Genomic DNA, 15,372 nt, shown 5'->3' on the forward strand with positions numbered 1-15,372 from the left:
CAAGCTATTTCTTAAAAATTTGCAAAGAAAATCAGCGCATGCTTCCATACGCTGATTTTCTTAACTTAATGACATTGAGGAGCGGATGGACTTTCTGAAGCGACACAGGACCACTTCCCGGTATGATTCGGAGAACCTAATGTATGGGTTAATCACGGATCTCCTTCGGCAGTACGGATCCTTATCCCTGGGAGTGATCTGCCACCAGCCGCTGAACATGCTGATCCGTAATCCCAAACACCTTAATGACGAGGAGTGCCGGTATGCCATGAATACCGCAACCCATCTGGATTTTCTGCTGTACAGTTCCATCACGAAAAAACCTGTCTTGGCCGTGGAGGTGGACGGATTCCACTTCCATAAAGAAGGGTCTCGGCAGAGCCAGCGAGACCGCATGAAGGAACGGATTCTTGAGCGCTACGGGCTTCCGCTTTTCCGCTTTCCCACCACGGGCAGCGGAGAACGGGAGAAGATCGAAGCGTTCCTCCAAAATTATACCCAAAGCCAGGGCTGAGGATCTTGGCCCTTCACCAAGAGAACAAAAGGATGCCACATGCACAACCAATCCTTATGCTTTTCTAAAAAATTCCTTTCTCTCGTGGAGTCTCGGGAAAGAAAGGAGTATATTTATTCCTATATTCTTTTTTACCCGATACCGAAGATGAGGAGCGAAACCGATGGAAAAACTAAAGAAGATGATGGGGCTGAGAACACTAAAGACAGCATTGGGAGCGGCACTGGCCATTTTTCTCTCCCAGAAGCTGGGGCTGAGCTATGCCGTGAACTCTGCCATCATTGTCATTCTCAGTGTCCAGACCACGAAGCGAAAGTCCCGGGATTTGGCGCTGATGCAGCTGGGTTCCACGGTGCTGGCGCTCTTTGTGGGGAGTGTCACCTTTCGCCTGGTGGGCTTTACCCCTTGGGCTTTTGGGATTTATCTTCTGATCTTTATTCCTTTAGCTGTGAAGCTGAAATTCCATGACGGCATTGTCCCCTGCTCCGTACTGGTTTCCCACCTTTTGGCTGTGGAGTCCGTGGCCTGGGCCTGGTTGGGCAATGAGATGATGCAGATGGTCATCGGAGCCGGCATTGGGTTTCTTCTGAATCTCCAGATGCCCAGCGAGGAAAAAAAGCTCCGGGCGAATATCGAGGAGATTGAAAAGCTCATGGGGGAACTGCTTCTCCAGATGGCGGACCATTTTCAGGGAAGGCAAAGGCCTGAGAATGAGGAGAAGCTCCACCGGACCTTGGAGAAAAAGCTTCAACAGACCCAGGAACTGGCCCTGCGGGAGGCCGGCAACCATTTTACCCGGGATCTTTCCGGATACGCCCAGTATGTGGAAATGCGCATGGGGCAGCAGCAGATTCTGAAGTACATGCGAAAATATGCCAGGAAGGGTTATCGCCGAACCAAACAGGCGGATATGATTGCGCAGCTGATCCAGCATGTGGCAGCGGAGCTTAATGCCCTGGTGGTCCATGAAGAGGTCCGGCAGGAAATTGAATGTTACCGAAATGCCCTCAAGCAGGAAGCCCTGCCCCAGACCCTGGAGGAACTGGAATGCTGGGCATCCTTGGATGAGTTTGTCCGAGATTTGGAGTATCTCCTGGAGCTCAAGCGGGATTTCGTGGAAAGTCTGGATTCCCAGAACCGGGAGAGCCTCTGGAAACCCCTGGAGGAGATACATTCCGCTGCATAAGACTTGAAGATCGAAAAGAGAGGCAGAGCGCTTCTCTTTTTTTAGGTTAATCTTTCCGAAATCCTCGTTTCTGAACGCTCACTGGGCGAGTCTTAAGTGTGAATTCATTTTCCCCAGAAATATGAGAATCATAATCTTCATCAAGGGGGAACTTGAAACTAATATTGATACTGTTTACATATCACTAATTATCCGTAAAAGTGACAATGATCCTGAAAAAGCCGGGAATACGGAGGATTCCTGACCATGGTCACGGTGGGGTAAAAATGCTAGAATGGATAAAATTATCACGGAAGGAGCACTTTTATGCAGCAAAAACCATCGTTTTCCACCTACACCGTCATTGGCACCATGCTCTTTGGCATGTTCTTCGGAGCCGGGAATCTGATTTTTCCCATTCAGATGGGACAGCTGGCCGGAACAAACTTTTGGCCCGCCCTCCTGGGATTTCTGATCACCGCCATTGGCCTTCCCTTCCTGGGGATTATTGCCATCGGACTATCCGGAAGCGATGGGCTGAGAAGCCTGGCCAACCGGGTGCATCCCCTGTTCAGCGTGGCGTTCTCCGTGGCGCTGTATCTCACCATCGGACCCTTCTTTGCCATTCCCCGAACGGCCACGGTACCTTTTGTAGTGGGCTTTGAGCCCTATCTTCCCGCTGGGCAGATCCCCTTCTTTCTGGGACTTTTCAGTGTGGTCTTCTTTGGCCTGGTCTACTACTTCTCCCTGAATCCGACGAAAATCATCGACATCATCGGAAAATACCTGACCCCGGCCTTCCTTGTTTTCCTGTTTCTCCTGATTCTCACCGCGCTGTTAAAGCCCATGGGAGCCTTTGGAACCCCGGTGGGGGATTACGGAAAGCTCGCCTGGGTCACCGGATTCAAGGAAGGCTACAACACCATGGATGCCCTGGCCTCCCTGGCCTTCGGAATCGTCGTTATCTCTGCGGTGAAAAGCCGGGGGATTACGGATTCCCGGGAAGTGGCCAAGACCACCTGGAAAGCCGGACTCTTCGCCATGGGGCTCATGACGCTGATCTATGGGCTCATCACCTACATGGGCGCATCCAGCGTTTCCGTGGTGGGAACCTTCGACAACGGCGGAAGAATCTTTGCGGCCGTGGCGGATCACTATTTCGGGCCCTATGGCGCAGTGCTTCTGGCCAGCATCATTGTGTTGGCCTGTCTTAAAACCAGCATCGGGCTCATCACCTCCTGCAGCGAGTTTTTCAATACGCTGCTGCCTCAAATCCCCTACAAGACCTTTGTGCGGGTCCTTTGCCTGGTCTCTCTGGTCATTGCCAACTTCGGGCTCAGCAAGATCATCCAGTACGCCATTCCCGTGCTGATGCTGCTGTATCCCTTAGCCATCGTGCTGATTCTGCTTTCCCTGGCGTCTAGCTGGATTGGCGGACGAAAGAGGATTTATGCCGGAGCCATGGCCTTCACCTTCCTCATCAGCTTCTTTGACGGCTACAGCACCCTGGTGAAGAGCATCCCTCAGGTGTCCCTGCCCCTGTTTAATCAGGTGCTTCACCTCTACAGTCAGGTGCTTCCGGGGTATGACATTGGTCTGGGATGGCTTCTCCCGGCACTTCTGGGGGCAGTTTTCGGCCTCCTGATCTCGCCAAAGTCTAAACCGGCCATCAGATAATCAAAGCATCTCCGCTGCAGGCTTCTGCAGCAGGAGATGCTTTTTTATTCTTCCGAATTTTGACTTCCGGGAAAACCTCCCGTATAATGAAGGAGTGCAATAAATTGCATACAATTTATTAACAAAGGGTGAAAACTATGGAGAAATATAAACTGAGGATCTTGGAGATTGTGAAGGAATCCGAAGATACCCGCACCTTTTATCTGGAGAAGCCCCAGGGGTTCACCTGGGAAGAAGGCGCCCATGCCCATTTCGCCATTGAAGGATTCGATGAAGGGGAAAGGCCCAGGAATGAGTGGGTTCGGCATATGTCCATCATGACGCTGCCGGAAGAAGGGAAAATTGGTTTCACCACCCGGATTCCCCAGGAACCCTCGGAATATAAGCTGCGGCTGGAGAAAGCCGGTGTAGGCGGGAAGGTGGTTCTCTTCAAACTGGGGAACCGCATGGAGCTTCGGCGAGAGGAAAGACCCGTGGTGCTTCTCTCCATGGGGGTGGGGCTCGCCACCATGCGGCCCTTAGTTCTCGCCTATCAGAAAGACCCCACGGGAATCCCTAGTCTCACTAGCCTTCAGGTGGACCGGAGCCCGGATCCCCTGTTTGGGGATGTTCTCGCTTCCTCATCGATGGGGAATTTTCACCATACCCACGTCCCCTCCCGGGCAGCGTTCCAAGGGCAGGTGAAAGCGCTTCTGGGCCTGGAGAAACCCATCTGGTACCTGGTGGGCAGCGATGAGTTTGTTCTGGAGACGATCCAGTATCTCCGGGATCATGGGGTGGAGGATGAGGCCATGGTCATCGACAAGAAGGAAATGGTTCGAAAGAAATTTTTCAGCATCCGCTGGAATGAGCTGAGGCTGGTGCTTCCGTAAGAAAATCAGCTTTTCGTGAATATCAAGCCACGGTCTTAAGGGGAAATCCTATCCCTGAGACCGTGGCTTTTTCTTCGAGGGAAAAAGATCGTCTGGAAAGAAACCAAGAAAGTTATCAATTTATTCAAAGGGCGGATTCATGCATTTCGCATGACAATGCTATGCTTTTATCAAAGACTGGGATTTTCGGATAAAAGAATACCACCCAAATTGATTCAAGGAAAAGAGGGAGGATCATGTCCATGAAAACCAAGATGGCCATCCTCAGTTCGCTCCTGGCGGCGGTTCTTTTCTGGACGGGATGCACCAAGGGAGTCTCGAATGACGTCGTTTTGGGCAACACCAATGCCAATATCTCCAACGGCGGTTTGTCGGTGATGAAGGACGACTGGATCTATTTCATGAACTACGAAAAAGACAGCGCGCTCTACAAGATCAAAACCGATGGCACGGGGGAAACCCTGGTGACAGAAGATCAGGCTTTCTATCTTAACTGCGTGGAGGACTGGATCTATTATTGCCATGGCGGAGATGGGAATAAAATCTACAAGATGAGGCTGGACGGCAAGGAGCGCAGTCTGGTCAGTGAGGTCAAAGCAGGGAGCGTGCTGGTGGCCGACGGCTGGATCTATTTCGCAGACTTCAGCAATGCCGATAATGCCGAGGAGTTTGGCCGGATCTTCAAAATCCGCACCGATGGCTCCTCCCGGCAAAAGGTCAGCCGTGGCCCAGTGCAGGCGATGAATCTCACCGGTTCCTGGCTCTATTACCTCCACCGGGAAGAGGAAAAGCTATATCGGGTGAAAACCGATGGAACCGCCGAGGAAAAGGTCAGTGATGCGAAGATGTCGTCTTTCCAGATTTTGGCGAAAAGCCTGTACTATGTGGATGCCACGGATGGGAAAAATGAACTCTGGACCATGACCCTGGAAGGAAAAGAGCCAAAGAGGCTGACAGCGGATAAAGTTACAGCCTTCAATGCCGCCGGGGAATGGATTTACTATGGGAACACCAAGGGAGATTCGCCGGATCTGGAGCTGAAGAAAATGAAGCTGGACGGCTCGGAGGCCCAGGTGGTCAACGACGATGATCCGGTGAGCATTATGGTGTTCGGGGACTTCCTGGTCTATCTGGGGATGGATTTCACGAACTTTTCCCTCAAGGAAACCATCCTGAAGGCTGACGGCAGTCTTCGAAAAGACTATATTCCGGTCCAGACCTCGCCCACGGAGGACGTGGTTCATTCCGGCATGAGGGAGGTTGTCAAAGGACAAAACATGGACGTTCAGGTCCTCCATGCCTACGCCACAAATATTGCCAAGAATGAAGAGCCGCAGCTTCAGGCTGCCATCTACGATCGGGTGGAAGAGGGCATGTTTTTCTTTCTGAATCTCCAGATCATCCTTACCCAGCCAGAAGCCCTGGATCTGAAAGGATATCTGGGGGTCATTGAGGAGATGGGGGATGGGGGATATTCTGTCTACTGGCCAGCCATCTCCGATATTTCCGAACAGGGGGAGAAAAACAAAATCTCGTTCCATCTTCCCTTTGAGGCTTACAAGGAAAGCTTCACTCTGGAGCCCGAGACGATGAAGGACATTCAGCTGTATCTCTGGCTGGGGGAACGAAAGTTTCCCGTTCTTCTGGGACTTTTCAATGGGGACGACATCAATCCTTTAGCCATCATCGAAGTGATGCCCGATGAGGAGTACTACGTGACCAGCTGGGGTGATGCGGAAGCCATCATGAAGCAGAAGTTCCCCGATGCAGAGGTTTCCCAGCGCAATGGCATGGGCTACAAGTTCCCAGGCGAGGCGGAGGAGCAGATGTATTACACCTTTGAAGTGCGAGAAAAGGGATCCGCAGCACCGGTTTCCTATCTGGTTCAGCGGAACACCGGAATGATCTACATCGGCGGAAATGATCCGGCCTATCCGGATTATCCCGTTCCCGTGGCTCCTTTGGAGTAGACCGGAAGAAGGTTATCGAAAAGATAGACTTGGAGAAGAATGATTTTTGAAGAAATTGAGGTGGTTTATCATGGGCATATTTGGAAAACTCACCGGTAAAGACCGGGCAGAAAGCTGGAAAATCTTGAGTGAAGAAATGGGCGCAGAGTTCATGGACCGGGGAATGCTCAAAGGCGGTCCGAAAATTGTCCTCCCTTACAAGAACTGGAACATCGAGATGGATATGTATACCGAAACACGACAAGGCCATGACGGCCCAAATCGCGCCATGGAAGGAGCGGTGGTGCTGGGCGGTGATCACAACAGTTCCATCACCTATACGCGGATCTTTGTCCCCTTTGTCAAAGGCAGCGACTTTACCCTTTCTGTCTACAAGGAAGGGGGGCTGAGCAAGATGATGAAAGTTTTCGGGGGCCAGGACATCGAAATCGGAATCCCGGACTTTGACAAGGATTACCGCATTAAGAGCAATGACGAAGAAAAGACGAAAAGACTATTTCAGCAGGAGGAGTTCAGCAGACTGCTCCGGGAGAATGTGGCCCAGGGACTCTTTGAGGTCCAGGACAACAAGGGGCTCTTCACCCGAAAAGAAAATGTAACCATGAGTCACGTGCTGTATCGCCAGGTGGGGGAGATTACCGACCATGAGCGCGTCAAAAACCTATTCCGCCTCCTGGGGGTGACGCTGGATCTTTTAGTCACGGAGGGCAAGGCCAAGGACATGACCGTCAGTGAGTTTGCCTATTCTCGGGATGAGTAAATCTGGAGCAGCTACTTTTGCCAAAGTTTCCCGCAGGAGAAAAATTAACGATATGCAGAAGTCGGGGACAGCCCTGACTTCTGTGCTTCTAGGTTCCATCGGGAAAGGGGAAGGGGTGGGACTGGAGATTGCGAATCCAAGCGCTTTACGATAAAATATGTATAATTATTAAAAATCCTGCATAAGAATGGAGAATGATCATGCGAAATCTGCCCTATGAAGAACTGAAGCATTTTTGTGAGGGAGCCTTTCAGCGCTTTGGCTTCCCCCAGGAGGACAGTGCGTTCATCACGGATACCCTTTTGAAGTCCGACCTCTTTGGCATTACCTCCCATGGCACCAACCGGATCGGCATGTACCACGGGCAGATCCGCCAGGGGCTCATCGACTGCGAAGCAGTACCCCAGGTGGTCTTTGAGACACCGGTATCCGCGGTGGTGGATGGAAACCGGGGCATGGGACAGCTGGTCTCCCGATTTGCCATGGAGAAGGCCATGGACTTGGCGGAAAAGTCCGGTATCGGCCTGGTCACCGTGCGCAATTCCAATCATTTCGGCATCGCAGGGTATTACTCCCTCATGGCCAGTGAACGGGGCTATCTCGGCATGGCCATGACCAATTCCTTGGCGGCGGTGGTGCCCACCTTTGGCCGAATCCCCATGCTGGGGACCAATCCTCTGGCCTTTACCTTCCCGGCTTCGCCCGCTCCATTCCATTTCGATGCCTCCACTTCCGTGGTCACTGTGGGGAAAATCGAAGTGGCCGAAAAGATGGGGAAAACCCTCCCCTTGGGCTGGGGCATCGGCGCTGAGGGAAAAGAGGAGCAAAATCCATCTGCGCTACTTCAGAGCATTTATGCGGGAACCTCGGGCCTGCACCCTTTGGGGGGAGGAACGGAAGAGTTCGGCGGGCATAAGGGGTATGGCATCTCCATGATGGTGGAGATCCTGACCAGCATCCTCTCCCTGGGAACGCCTTCCCATCTGGTGGAGAAGGAGGAAGGTCAGGCGGGAGTCTGTCATTTCTTTGCCGCCATCGATCCGAAAATCTTTGGCGATCCCCAGGCCATTCAGCAGCATTTGTCGGGTTATCTGGAAGCCCTTCGCCAGTCTCCCAAGGCCTTTGGGCAAGAGCGGATCTACATCCACGGAGAAAAGGAGCGGGAAGCTTATGCCGTACGGATTCTTGAAGGCATACCCGTCACCGAAGGGAGCTGGAATGAGATGAGGACCCTGGCCGAAGATCTGGGACTAAAGATGGAGGAATATTTCCAGGAGAGCTAGTTCAGGAAGAAAATCAGGAAGCCGGGCAGTGCCCGGCTTCCTTTATTGCCACGATTCCTTCAGTTGACGTAGACGGTGGTTCCGTAGGGAATAGTATCATAGATGTATTTGGCGTTGGCCGTGGCCATGCGCACACAGCCTTTGGAGAGGTATTTTCCCAGCCTTCCGTCCACCACATGGCCTTCCAGGTCATAGACGATGGAGTGCATGAGATAATCCCCGTAGAACTGGGTATAATACTTGCACATCCAGTCCTCATGATCGGGAACGATGAAGGAGAGCCCCTTCTTTTTCACAGAGAAGGTTCCCTTAATGGTGGGCGTGGAAGGTTTGCCCACGGTGACCGCAAAGTTCTTCAGGAGAGTCCATTGCCCGGCTTCCCCCTGGAAGAGATAGAGCCGGGGGATGGAGGTGTCGATCCAAAGGAGATAGGGCGTGGGGCTTTGGAGTCCTTTGCGGTCCACAAAGCTCTCTGCGGCGGAGGCGGTGACCACGGTCTCCGGGCGGGATCCCGTGTACCAGGTCTTCGTTGTGGGAGCTAGAAGGAGCTTGGCGCAGGTCTTCGCATCGGCAGTTCCGGTGATGGAAAGACCGTTTCTAAGCTGGAAGTCCTTCACTGCCCACAGGGTGGCACTGCCGAAAACACCGTCCAGGTTCAGCCGGTAATTGAAACGATTGAGGTAGATCTGGAGCGTCAGCACCTCACCCCCGGAGGATCCTTTGGCTAAGAGAGTGGAGAAAACAGGACCCGGAAAGCGGGTCTCCTCCACCGGTTCCTTGGCCAAAAGTTTCAGGAGCTTATCATCAGCGGTACCGGTAAGGGGCAGAGCCTGTCTCTTCTGAACATCCCGGACAGCCCACTGGGTCAGGGGCCCGAAGTCGCCATCAGGAGACAGTGGATAGCCGTAAGCCACCAGTCGAAGCTGCAGGGCCTTAACGCCTTCTCCCCGGTCTCCCAAGGTGTAGATCACCGGTGGAGGGGGAGGTGTCCATCGTCCGAAGGGTTCTCCCCGATAAGGGATCACGGGATGTCGACGAAGGAGGTGCAGGGGAAGGGCTTTTGCTGACGCTTCCAGGACGGGAGTGCCCGACAGTTCCATGAGGAAATTAACAGGAGACTCCGCGAAGACAAGTACAGGGGGGCGGCTCACCAGGGACGATAAAAGAATCAGAACCAAGAGACGGAGAATCATCCGACCTGTTCTGCCTTTCATGATCATCACCTCCAGGCGCATTCCCGTGAATTGCTGAAGTAAAAATCCATCGATCTTTGCTGGTTCCTTTCACCCTCATTGGAGGAGATGAGCCGGAATTTTGGATGACATTATGGTAAAAACCCGGGATCATCCCCCCGGGAAAAGGGGGAATCTTTGCTCTACGAAAAAAGCCGGGAAGGATCATCCGCTTGGGATCCTTTCCGGCTTTTAGGCTATGGGCTAGCCTGATTTATGATTGCTGAGGAACCTAAGCCTTACTTGGCAGCTCCGGTATAGGCTTCAAAAAAGCTCAAGGTGGAAGGCTTGGCATTTCCGGTGTAACCGGTGAAGAAGTCCTGGGATTCCGCCGTGCGGTTTGCACCAGTGTAGCTGGTGAAGAAATCCTGGAATTCGGCTTTGCCTGCGCCCGTATAGCTGGTGAAGAAGTCGGTATCCTTGGCCGTGTATCCTCCGGTGTAGCTGGTGAAAAAGTCGTTGCTGCTGGTCAGCGCAGAATCAAAGGTTTCTTCAGCGTTGATCTCGTGGCCGGTGGTGGTAACAAATTTCATAATAATCCATCCTTTTTTCTTTTGTTTTGTGTCAGGTTGGAAAATTCCGAAGCCATCGGAGGTGCCTTGGTGCCCATCTTGCTGTCGGTGATGGGGGGGTTCTCTAACTTGCAATTTGCATTATAGACCTCTCACAAAAAGTTTCAAGGACACGAAAACGGTTTATTAAAAGTTTAACAATATTTAAGGATTATGTCATTTCAAGGGAAAAGGCGGGAAAAGGCCTGGTACCGTCATGAGGACGATATCAGGACTTTAGGATTAGAAAGCGCTCACCTCGCCGGTGAGTTTGTGGATCAGATCCTTCACCTGAGGATGCTGATGGGCAAGGAGAGGACCGTCCCCATGTTCATAGTCCGCATCCACATAGCCCGGGGCAATGGTTTTCCCCAGGAGAGCCAGCTCTCCTCCCGAGACCAGGCGAGCCCCTTGCCAGACACCGGCAGGAACCACGTGCTGCGGAGTCTCTCCTTTGGAGATGTCCGCCCCCAGTCGGGTGATCCGGTGGGAGCCATCGGGAAATAGTTCCAAAAGCTCCACAGGATGGCCCAGGTAGAAATGAAACACCTCATCCGTGGGAAGCCGATGCATGTGGGAGAAGGAATCCTTGGTGAGCAGATAGTAGATGGCCGTGGAAGCGGGTTTTCCTCCGATAACCGCTTTGCTCACATACGTCAGCTTGGCCATGCCTCCCTGGCTTGTCAGGGGTTCTTGGACAGTTCTTCCACTTCTTCTTTGGTGAACAGCTTCTTACTCATCTCGTCTCCTCCTGAATCCTTATTTGATATTCTTTCAGTATAACAAAATTACCCTATAGTGTAGCTACCTTTTTAGGGGGGTCTATACATAAGGTACATTTTAACGAAGGCAATCTTTTTTTCTTTAGTTCAGCGTACTGATGGAAAGACTAATTCTTGCTGAGGAAAGTCAGGGCATACTCTGCATAGAGGGCGCTGCCGCCGATGAGGGCATCCTCATCAATATCAAAATTCTCGTTGTGGTGGGCAAAGTCGGTTTTCTTCGCAGCGTTCTTCGTTCCGATGAAGGCGAAGCAGCCGGGCTTTTCGTTGAGGAAGTAGGCGAAGTCCTCACCTCCGGTGGTTTTCTCCAGCTTGACGATATTGTCCGCACCGTGGGTCTTCAGGGCAGCCTCATAGGCCAGGGCAGAAGATGCTTCCTCGTTGATCAATGGAGGCGTCACATAGGAGTATTCCAGGGTCGCTTCGCAGCGATACATGGCGGCTGTGCTCTCCACCACACGACGGATGGAGTCTTCAATGGTTCCGGCAATTTCCCGGGAGAAATAGCGGACGGTTCCTTCCAGCTCGGCGGATCCGGCAATGACGTTAAAGCGGTTTCCGCTGTGGATGGAGCCCACGGAAATGACTAAAGGTTCCAGAGGGCTGTATTCCCGGCTCACCAGGGTCTGGAGGTTGAGGACCATGGCCGAGGCCACGACCACGGCATCCAGGGTCTGATGGGGCATAGAGCCATGCCCGGATTTTCCGGTGATGTTGATTTTGAAGATGTCCGCAGCGGCCATTCTTGGACCAGCTTCCACGGAGACTTTTCCAGCCTCCAGTCCGGACCAGACATGGGCACCAAAGAAGTTGTCGACTTTGCTGTACCAGTCTCCCGCAGCCATGAGGGCTTTGGCGCCGGCGGCCACTTCCTCCGCTGGCTGGAAGACGAGCTTTACGGTTCCGTCAAAGGTGTCCTTCATGTCGTTGAGGATCTGGGCAGCGCCGAGCAAAATCGCCGTGTGGGCATCATGGCCACAGGCATGCATTTTGCCATGGGTTTGGGATTTGTAGGGAACGTCGTTTTTCTGGGTGACATTTAAGGCATCCATATCGCTGCGTAGCGCCACGGTCTTTCCGGGGCCACGGCCTTCGATGGTGGCCACGAGGCCCGTTTCGGTGAGCCGCTCATAGGGCACGCCGATTTTCTCCAGTTCCTTTGCCACAAAGTTTGTGGTTTCGAACTCCTCCAGGCTAAGTTCCGGATGCATGTGGAAGTGTCTACGCATAGCGATGACATAGTCATTATATTTTGCAGCATTTTCTTGAATGTTCAACATGAGGTACCTCCTAAAATAGATGAGTTATCTTAAAGCAGCGGAGCAAGGATTCCCGCCAGCACCACGGAAGCGATGGAGACGGTGATAAAACCGGCCACCAGCATCTTGGGCATGATCGCATCAACGATGGCTGCGACTTCTTCGCTGTTCTCGCCTGTGGCTACAGCCACTTCATTGGAGATGATGTAGGTTCCAGGGAAGCCGAAGAGGGCAGATGCGCCGATGGCTACGGCCAGGTAAGGGGAAACCTTCAGGATCTTTCCCGCGAGGAAGCTGAAGATGATGATGCCGACGGAACCGATGACGAGGCTCAGGACGATGGTGCTGAGAAGCTCCAGGACGATTTGGGGTGTAGCCTTGGAGAGATTGGAGAAGATGACGGCCATGAGGGCTACCATGGCAAAACCGAAGGCGTTGGCCTCCTTCAGCACTTCCCGGTCCAGGAATCCCGTTTCTGCGGCAAGGATTCCAAAGAGTAAAGAGAGGATGTTCTTGTCCAGAAGATTGAAGCCCACCAGTTCCATGGTTTTAGCGGAGACGAAGGTGGCAAGAAGAGCTACCACAGCGGCCTTGGCCAGATAGAGATTCTCGGAGGCGTACTTGGCGGCCACGGGCTTGAAGAACTTGGGTTTGGCTTCAGCCACCTGAACGCTGGATTTTTCCGATGCCAGTTCTCCGCTGCGCAGCTTTTTCAGTACATGCTTCGCTTCGATCTTCAGACAGAAGGAGGCGATAGGATAGCCCACGAAGCCCTGGACAACAACCAGAAGGGTAGCAAGAACCGCATAGCTTTCATTGCCGATGGCTCTGGCCGCATCGGCCATCTGAATGCCGGCAATGACACCACCGGCGATGGGAGGAGCGGCAATGATGGCGGCTTCTCGGCCAATGATGGGCGCGCCGATGACGAGGAGGGCAATAACGATACCCACGATGGCCGCAATGGCAACGACCACGGTCTTCCACTGCTCCTTCAGCTGCTTGAAGTTCAGCATGGTGCCCATGTGGACGAGAAGGAGGGTAATGAGAAGTCCGCCGATCCCCTGCAGCTTGGACGTCTCAAAGAGCGTAGTGGGAACGCCGATCCAAAACCCGATGAGGAAAATCACCGAGCAGGTAAAGAGCATGGACACGATACTTTTGGTTTTCACCGAGATAAAGTCGCCGATGGAGTAGACCACCAGGATGAAGGTTAATGAGATGATTGCTTCCATTTTGTTTCCCCTTTTCGTATAAAAATATAAAGCACAAAAAATTGTGTTAAAGGCCATAATACCCCAGGATTTTGCCAGTGTCAAAGGAAAAAGGGAAAAGAATAAATTGGTTCAACAAGAAAAGGGCCAAAATATCAATAAATCAGCAAAATCAACTCAATAGTTTGAAGATCAAATCGTTTCCAGTTTTTGTGGAGCGGATGGAAATTGCGAAACTCTCGAATTTTTCACAATTATTCGGGGAAGAACGAGTTCAGGTTGACTGGAGTTATTTCATTGGGAGTCAGGTGACTCTCCGGGGAACTGTTGCCAAAGGGCATGTCCTCCCTACCGAGTAGTGGCCAGATTTCCTCGTGAGCTAGAAAGATACTTGAAAAAGAGTTTAAGAAGGTGTTCTTTGCAGGAGCAGTGAACGAAAAAAGACCCACACCAAAATGAGGTGCAGGTCCGGACTAATCGAAGAGTCAAGTCATGGGGAGAATGCAAATTCTTGAGAATGTATGATTCGGGAGAGAAATAGTCTTGGCTGGAGGTCTTATCCCAGCACCAGGTGCTGAAGATCATTGACTCCATCCAGATAGAGGAACCGTGCTGCCGCCACTTCCACAATGCAGGCATCGCGGTTTTTCGCGATGGTGCCCAGACTGGGGTGACGCGTGACCATTTCCTCCATGATCGTCATGGTTTCCGGGGTATCGTCCAGAATTCTGGCCAGGCCATAGACAGTGAGGGCCTTCACCTGCTGCTCATGATCGGTCCTTCGGGTATCGATGAGCAGGCTGACTTGGGGGTTTTCCGTGATATTCTGATGCTTCAGGCTGCCCCTTAAGGTGATCAAGTAAAGCTTGGTTCCATCATCCTGGGGGAGGTAGAGCATGAGGGAGCTGTTGGGGGCATTGTCTTTGCTGGTGGATAATACACAGAACGTATTCTCTTTGATCATGGTCTTGCAGGCTTCGAGATTCATCTTCATCCCTCCAGTGGTTCATCTTGATTTCAGTATACCATGAAAGTTAAGGGGAAGAGATGAATGACATCATGCCGAGATAGCGAAAGTACTGTCAAAAAAAGCCCTGTACGTGGCATATCATTAATGAATCTTTCAGGGCGTCAATGTTTTTTGGAATTTTGCCTTATTGTCCATCATTCGATGATTTGCTATACTTATAAATAGAAAGAAAATTCAATCGAAACCGCTTTTCACCGCATTACAATTTTAAGGAGGGTATTATGGCATCGAAATTTGTTGTGAAGGAAACGAAAACAGGCTTGAAGTTCGATCTGCTGGCTACCAATGGCCAAGTCATTGCCACATCCGAGGTTTATTCCTCCAAAGCAGCGGTCCAGAATGGAATTCAAAGCGTGAAGAACAATGCTCCGGTTTCGGAACTGGAAGATCAGACAGCGGAGGGCTTCAGCGTCATGAAGAACCCGAAGTTTGAAGTCTACAAGGATCATGCCGGGGAATTCAGATTCCGGCTGAAGGCCAAGAACGGCCAGGTCATCGCCACCAGTGAAGGCTATAAGACCAAGGCTTCCTGCGTAAACGGGGTGGAGTCCGTCAAGAAGAATGCCCCGGAAGCTGCCGTAGAATAGCAGAGGATCAATTTTTCCTGAAATAATAAAGTCCACCTGATGTGTTCGATGACACTTCAGGTGGATTTCTCATGGCTTAGCATAGAAAATATGAAGTACTTTGGAGTATACCTCTACCTCATCGAAAGTTGGAGTCGACACGGAGGTTCTTTAGGAGTCCCATTGGCAGAGTTTCAATGCCACGTGGTACTCATCCTTCATGGGCACACCTTCGCTGGTCAAGAGCTGCCGCTGCTCTGTCCATCCGGGGACCAGTCTGCCGGCATGATTCACCACCCGATGGCAAGGGTAGCGTCCATAATACTCGGACATGCTGAGGACCTTCCCCACAAGTCGAGCATTCTTTTCGCGCCCGATTAGCCGTGCAATTTGGCCGTAGGTGGCCACCTTGCCCTGGGGGATTTCCTCCACCACAGACAGGATCTCATAAATCAGATTTTCATCGAGAATTCGGTTCATCATCTTCACCTCAAGAA

General features: G+C 51.9%; 16 protein-coding genes. 9 read left to right on the top strand and 7 right to left on the bottom strand.

What is annotated here, in order from left to right; genetic code table 11:
* Positions 1–85: 85 nt before the first annotated feature.
* The 8 genes from KCG48_RS08855 (at position 86) to KCG48_RS08890 (ending at position 8,241) form a co-directional block, all read left to right on the top strand.
* Complete coding sequence (locus tag KCG48_RS08855) at positions 86–514, top strand: DUF2726 domain-containing protein (RefSeq protein WP_408004715.1); 429 nt, start codon at positions 86–88, stop codon at positions 512–514.
* A 163-nt stretch (positions 515–677) separates the two neighbouring features.
* The gene (locus KCG48_RS08860; RefSeq protein WP_211801392.1) at positions 678–1,700 is read left to right on the top strand and encodes an aromatic acid exporter family protein; all 1,023 of its coding nucleotides are present in this window, start codon (positions 678–680) and stop codon (positions 1,698–1,700) included.
* A gap of 306 nt (positions 1,701–2,006) precedes the next feature.
* Positions 2,007–3,356, top strand: a complete 1,350-nt coding sequence (brnQ, locus tag KCG48_RS08865) for a branched-chain amino acid transport system II carrier protein (RefSeq protein WP_211801393.1) — start codon at positions 2,007–2,009, stop codon at positions 3,354–3,356.
* A 137-nt stretch (positions 3,357–3,493) separates the two neighbouring features.
* Entirely contained in the window at positions 3,494–4,228 is a 735-nt protein-coding gene (locus KCG48_RS08870; protein WP_211801395.1) for a ferredoxin reductase domain-containing protein, read from the top strand.
* Between the two features lie 242 nt (positions 4,229–4,470).
* Positions 4,471–6,198, top strand: a complete 1,728-nt coding sequence (locus KCG48_RS08875; RefSeq protein ID WP_211801397.1) for a DUF5050 domain-containing protein — start codon at positions 4,471–4,473, stop codon at positions 6,196–6,198.
* Between the two features lie 70 nt (positions 6,199–6,268).
* Complete coding sequence (locus KCG48_RS08880) at positions 6,269–6,958, top strand: hypothetical protein (protein WP_211801399.1); 690 nt, start codon at positions 6,269–6,271, stop codon at positions 6,956–6,958.
* Positions 6,951–7,112 (top strand): hypothetical protein, encoded by a 162-nt coding sequence (locus KCG48_RS08885; protein ID WP_211801401.1) that lies wholly within the window; start codon positions 6,951–6,953, stop codon positions 7,110–7,112. The genes KCG48_RS08880 and KCG48_RS08885 overlap by 8 nt, the downstream gene beginning before the upstream one ends.
* A 46-nt stretch (positions 7,113–7,158) precedes the next feature.
* Complete coding sequence (locus tag KCG48_RS08890) at positions 7,159–8,241, top strand: Ldh family oxidoreductase (RefSeq protein WP_230977076.1); 1,083 nt, start codon at positions 7,159–7,161, stop codon at positions 8,239–8,241.
* Between the two features lie 59 nt (positions 8,242–8,300).
* Here KCG48_RS08890 and KCG48_RS08895 read toward each other — a convergent pair whose 3' ends face one another.
* From KCG48_RS08895 to KCG48_RS08920, 6 genes are all read right to left on the bottom strand, one after another.
* On the bottom strand, positions 8,301–9,455 hold the full coding sequence (locus tag KCG48_RS08895) for a L,D-transpeptidase family protein (RefSeq protein ID WP_211801404.1): 1,155 nt from the start codon (positions 9,453–9,455) through the stop codon (positions 8,301–8,303).
* Positions 9,456–9,712: 257 nt separating this feature from the next.
* Positions 9,713–10,006, bottom strand: a complete 294-nt coding sequence (locus tag KCG48_RS08900) for a hypothetical protein (RefSeq protein ID WP_211801406.1) — start codon at positions 10,004–10,006, stop codon at positions 9,713–9,715.
* Positions 10,007–10,267: 261 nt separating this feature from the next.
* Entirely contained in the window at positions 10,268–10,693 is a 426-nt protein-coding gene (locus KCG48_RS08905; RefSeq protein WP_211801408.1) for a cupin domain-containing protein, read from the bottom strand.
* Between the two features lie 220 nt (positions 10,694–10,913).
* Positions 10,914–12,086: an amidohydrolase gene (locus tag KCG48_RS08910; RefSeq protein WP_331000388.1), complete on the bottom strand. Its 1,173-nt coding sequence runs from the start codon at positions 12,084–12,086 to the stop codon at positions 10,914–10,916.
* 29 nt (positions 12,087–12,115) lie between these two features.
* The gene (locus KCG48_RS08915) at positions 12,116–13,300 is read right to left on the bottom strand and encodes a hypothetical protein (RefSeq protein WP_211801410.1); all 1,185 of its coding nucleotides are present in this window, start codon (positions 13,298–13,300) and stop codon (positions 12,116–12,118) included.
* Between the two features lie 535 nt (positions 13,301–13,835).
* On the bottom strand, positions 13,836–14,273 hold the full coding sequence (locus KCG48_RS08920) for a pyridoxamine 5'-phosphate oxidase family protein (RefSeq protein ID WP_211801412.1): 438 nt from the start codon (positions 14,271–14,273) through the stop codon (positions 13,836–13,838).
* Between the two features lie 257 nt (positions 14,274–14,530).
* Between KCG48_RS08920 and KCG48_RS08925 the strand changes: the two genes are divergently transcribed.
* Positions 14,531–14,896: a YegP family protein gene (locus KCG48_RS08925; protein WP_211801413.1), complete on the top strand. Its 366-nt coding sequence runs from the start codon at positions 14,531–14,533 to the stop codon at positions 14,894–14,896.
* A 150-nt stretch (positions 14,897–15,046) separates the two neighbouring features.
* Here KCG48_RS08925 and KCG48_RS08930 read toward each other — a convergent pair whose 3' ends face one another.
* Positions 15,047–15,355, bottom strand: a complete 309-nt coding sequence (locus tag KCG48_RS08930) for an MGMT family protein (protein ID WP_211801565.1) — start codon at positions 15,353–15,355, stop codon at positions 15,047–15,049.
* Positions 15,356–15,372: the final 17 nt, after the last annotated feature.

Origin of the sequence: Proteiniclasticum sediminis (assembly GCF_018128025.1) — a bacterium.
Taxonomy (GTDB): domain Bacteria; phylum Bacillota; class Clostridia; order Clostridiales; family Clostridiaceae; genus Proteiniclasticum; species Proteiniclasticum sediminis.

What these genes read in the sequence shown, in the direction of transcription:
- KCG48_RS08855 (WP_408004715.1), top strand. Translation starts at nt 86, where the DNA reads ATGGACTTTCTGAAGCGACACAGGACCACTTCCCGGTATGATTCGGAG.
- KCG48_RS08860 (WP_211801392.1), top strand. Translation starts at nt 678, where the DNA reads ATGGAAAAACTAAAGAAGATGATGGGGCTGAGAACACTAAAGACAGCA.
- brnQ (WP_211801393.1), top strand. Translation starts at nt 2,007, where the DNA reads ATGCAGCAAAAACCATCGTTTTCCACCTACACCGTCATTGGCACCATG.
- KCG48_RS08870 (WP_211801395.1), top strand. Translation starts at nt 3,494, where the DNA reads ATGGAGAAATATAAACTGAGGATCTTGGAGATTGTGAAGGAATCCGAA.
- KCG48_RS08875 (WP_211801397.1), top strand. Translation starts at nt 4,471, where the DNA reads ATGAAAACCAAGATGGCCATCCTCAGTTCGCTCCTGGCGGCGGTTCTT.
- KCG48_RS08880 (WP_211801399.1), top strand. Translation starts at nt 6,269, where the DNA reads ATGGGCATATTTGGAAAACTCACCGGTAAAGACCGGGCAGAAAGCTGG.
- KCG48_RS08885 (WP_211801401.1), top strand. Translation starts at nt 6,951, where the DNA reads ATGAGTAAATCTGGAGCAGCTACTTTTGCCAAAGTTTCCCGCAGGAGA.
- KCG48_RS08890 (WP_230977076.1), top strand. Translation starts at nt 7,159, where the DNA reads ATGCGAAATCTGCCCTATGAAGAACTGAAGCATTTTTGTGAGGGAGCC.
- KCG48_RS08895 (WP_211801404.1), bottom strand. Translation starts at nt 9,455, where the DNA reads ATGAAAGGCAGAACAGGTCGGATGATTCTCCGTCTCTTGGTTCTGATT.
- KCG48_RS08900 (WP_211801406.1), bottom strand. Translation starts at nt 10,006, where the DNA reads ATGAAATTTGTTACCACCACCGGCCACGAGATCAACGCTGAAGAAACC.
- KCG48_RS08905 (WP_211801408.1), bottom strand. Translation starts at nt 10,693, where the DNA reads ATGGCCAAGCTGACGTATGTGAGCAAAGCGGTTATCGGAGGAAAACCC.
- KCG48_RS08910 (WP_331000388.1), bottom strand. Translation starts at nt 12,086, where the DNA reads ATGTTGAACATTCAAGAAAATGCTGCAAAATATAATGACTATGTCATC.
- KCG48_RS08915 (WP_211801410.1), bottom strand. Translation starts at nt 13,300, where the DNA reads ATGGAAGCAATCATCTCATTAACCTTCATCCTGGTGGTCTACTCCATC.
- KCG48_RS08920 (WP_211801412.1), bottom strand. Translation starts at nt 14,273, where the DNA reads ATGAAGATGAATCTCGAAGCCTGCAAGACCATGATCAAAGAGAATACG.
- KCG48_RS08925 (WP_211801413.1), top strand. Translation starts at nt 14,531, where the DNA reads ATGGCATCGAAATTTGTTGTGAAGGAAACGAAAACAGGCTTGAAGTTC.
- KCG48_RS08930 (WP_211801565.1), bottom strand. Translation starts at nt 15,355, where the DNA reads ATGAACCGAATTCTCGATGAAAATCTGATTTATGAGATCCTGTCTGTG.